Consider the following 2,841-nt stretch of genomic DNA (forward strand, 5'->3'; position numbering starts at 1 on the left):
GCCCCATGGTGTCCTCCCCTGTCGTGCCCCACGGCTCCCCGTGGGCGGACCCGGTGGCCCCGGTGGTCGTGTCGCCGGTGGTGGTGTCGGGGTCCGTCCCGGTGTCGGCGCCCGGCGCCCCGGCCCGGGCCGGGGCGAGCCGGGTCCCGGCGGGTTCACCGCGCAGTGCCTCCACCGCCGCGCGGAGTCCCGCCAACTCGTCCCCGATCCGTTCCCACACCCCCCGAAGCTCCCGGTTGTCCTCCCGCAGCGCCGCGATGCCCCGGGTGAGGCTTTCCGTCCCGCGATGGGACGCCTCGCTCACCGCCTCGCCCAGCGCCTCCCGGGAGGCGACGATCCCCCCGGCGGGATCCTTCAGGAGGTCCCGCACCTCCTCCACCACCTTCAGGATGTTCGCGGATTTTCCCCGCACCGTTCAGCCCCCTCGTGACCCGGCCGTATCGCCATCGCATGGCTCCCCCGCGCGACAGCGGGCCAGACGGGTGCTTCCGGTCGTCCTCCACGGGGAGCGGCCCGGGGCCGGGGTCCCGATCCGGTGTGCGGGGCGCGGTTTCCGGGGCGGTTCCCGGCTCCGGGGCGGTCGATCCCCCCGGTCGACGGCGTCGTCCGGTGACCGTCCCCGGGCGCGTCGACCGGCGAAGCGACCGGAGGGATTCACCCGTTGATCGCTTTTGTCCCCGCACGGCGAGCGGATGTGATCGCCTGCTCCGGGGCCGGTCCCCCGGGCCCCGGGAGTCACCCGGCGGCGGCCGAAAACCCGCCCCGACCCGGTTTTCTCCGAGGCGTCTTGTGCGAGGTGCCCACCCCGGGGACGGGTGTGATCATGGGATGGTACGACCTCGGAACGGGGTCATGGCTCGACCGGGAACCGGGAGGTGGAGGGCATCTCGTACGCGGGACGACGCCGCCGCTACTTCGCGCTCATGGCCGCCTGTCTGGTCCTGTTCGTCGGGGCCTGGGCCGTGGTGCGGCACTGGTCGGTGCCGGTGGCGATCGGCATGTGCGTGGTGGCCGCCGCCCTGCCGCCGATCGCGACCATCGTGGCCAACCGCCGGGGGCCCGAGGACCGGTGGTGGGACGAGGAGCCGTAGGCTCGCCCGCGCGCTCGCGGGCCGGAACGTACTGGAGGGGCACGGCCCGGAGCTCACGCCGGAGCAGCCGGCCCGGCGGGAGGCGGCGGAGCCGGGGTTCACCGAGCGGACGCGCGCCTTCCCGGCCGACCTCCCGGATCACCCGCGGCTCGCGGAGGGGCGGCTGGTGGTGGCGCACGCCGGACTGCCCGCCCGGTACCACGGCCGGACCTCGCGCCGGGTGCGGGCGCACGCCCCGTACGGGGCGACGACGGGAGAGAGGGACGAGTACGGCCTGCCGGTCCGACTGCCGTGGGCGGAGGACCACCGGGACGCGGCCGAGGTGGTGTACGGGCACACGCCGATGCTCCGGGCCCGGTGGGTGAACCGCACGATCGGCCTGGACACCGGGGGTGTCTTCGGCGGGGCGCTCACCGCCCTGCGGTGGCCGGAGCGGGAGGTGGTGCCGGCCCGGCGGGAGTGGTGCGCGCCGGCGCGTCCGCTCGCGGATGGTTGAGTCGATACGCACGGCCGGTCGGGGCGCTCGCCCCGACCGGGGTCCCCCCGGGTGAGGATGGGGGCATGGCTTTCCGCGTGGATTCCGAGACCGGCCGCCTGCGCCGGGTGATCCTGCACCGTCCGGGGTTGGAGCTCAAGCGGCTGACGCCGTCCAACAAGGACGAGTTGCTCTTCGACGACGTGTTGTGGGTGCGGCGCGCCCAGCAGGAGCACGACGCCTTCGCGGCGGTGCTCCGGGGGCGCGGGGTGGAGGTGCACCTGTTCGGGGAGTTGTTGGAGGAGGTTCTGGCGATCCCCGAGGCACGGAAACTGGTGTTGGACCGGGTCTTCGACGAGTACGCCTACGGGCCGCTGGCCACGGGCCGGCTACGGGAGGCGTTCGAGGGGTTGTCGGTGCCGGCGCTGACGGAGGCGCTGATCGGCGGGATGACCAAGCGGGAGTACCTGGAGGCGCACCCGGAGCCGACCTCGGTGCGGTTCCACGTGATGGATCCGGACGACTTCCTGGTGGAGCCGCTGCCCAACCACCTGTTCACCCGGGACACCTCGGCGTGGGTGTACGACGGGGTGTCGATCAACGCGATGCGGTGGCCGGCGCGGCAGCGCGAGACGGTGCACTTCGAGGCGATCTACCGGTACCACCCGCTGTTCGCGGGCCCGGAGGCCGAGTCGTTCCGGGTGTGGTCGCAGGGCCAGGACGTGTATCCGTCCACGATAGAGGGCGGGGACGTGCTGGTGCTCGGGCACGGGGCGGTGCTGATCGGGATGAGCGAGCGGACCACGCCGCAGGCGGTGGAGCTGTTGGCGCGCGGGTTGTTCGCGGCGGGGTCGGCGCGGCGGATCGTGGCGCTGGACATGCCGAAGCGGCGGGCGTTCATGCACCTGGACACGGTGCTGACGATGATCGACACGCGGACCTTCACCCAGTACGCGGGGCTGGGGATGTTGCGCTCGTACACGATCGAGCCGGGCCGGGGAGGCGCGGAGCTGAACGTCACCGACCATCCGCCGGAGCACATGCACACCGCGATCGCGCACGCCCTGCGACGGGACCGGATCCGGGTGCTGACCGCGACGCAGGACGTGCACGCGGCGGAGCGCGAGCAGTGGGACGACGGCTGCAACGTGCTGGCGGTGGAGCCGGGGGTGGTGGTCACCTACGAGCGGAACGTGACGACCAACACGCACCTGCGGCGGCACGGCGTGGAGGTGATCGAGATCCCGGGCGGCGAGCTGGGGCGGGGGCGCGGCG

General features: G+C 73.8%; 3 protein-coding genes and 1 pseudogene. 3 read left to right on the forward strand and 1 reads right to left on the reverse strand.

Annotation, left to right across the window (positions count from 1 at the left end; genetic code table 11):
• A partial coding sequence (locus FNQ90_RS28210) for a hypothetical protein (RefSeq protein ID WP_267133073.1) occupies positions 1 to 412 on the reverse strand: 412 nt, incomplete at its 3' end.
• Between the two features lie 463 nt (positions 413 to 875).
• Here FNQ90_RS28210 and FNQ90_RS18535 point away from each other — a divergent pair.
• The 3 genes and pseudogenes from FNQ90_RS18535 to FNQ90_RS18545 form a co-directional block, all read left to right on the forward strand.
• Positions 876 to 1,091 carry a DUF3099 domain-containing protein gene (locus tag FNQ90_RS18535; protein ID WP_407699392.1) on the forward strand — a complete coding sequence of 72 codons (216 nt, stop codon included), beginning with the start codon at positions 876 to 878 and terminating at the stop codon, positions 1,089 to 1,091.
• Positions 1,075 to 1,578: pseudogene (locus FNQ90_RS28725) on the forward strand (polynucleotide kinase-phosphatase); the annotation flags it as partial. The gene FNQ90_RS18535 and the pseudogene FNQ90_RS28725, both read left to right, overlap by 17 nt.
• A 74-nt stretch (positions 1,579 to 1,652) precedes the next feature.
• Positions 1,653 to 2,841 (forward strand): arginine deiminase (locus FNQ90_RS18545; protein WP_182607406.1); only part of this gene is annotated, 1,189 nt, incomplete at its 3' end.

The sequence above is a fragment of the Streptomyces alkaliphilus genome, assembly GCF_014141535.1.
Classification (GTDB): domain Bacteria; phylum Actinomycetota; class Actinomycetes; order Streptomycetales; family Streptomycetaceae; genus Streptomyces; species Streptomyces alkaliphilus.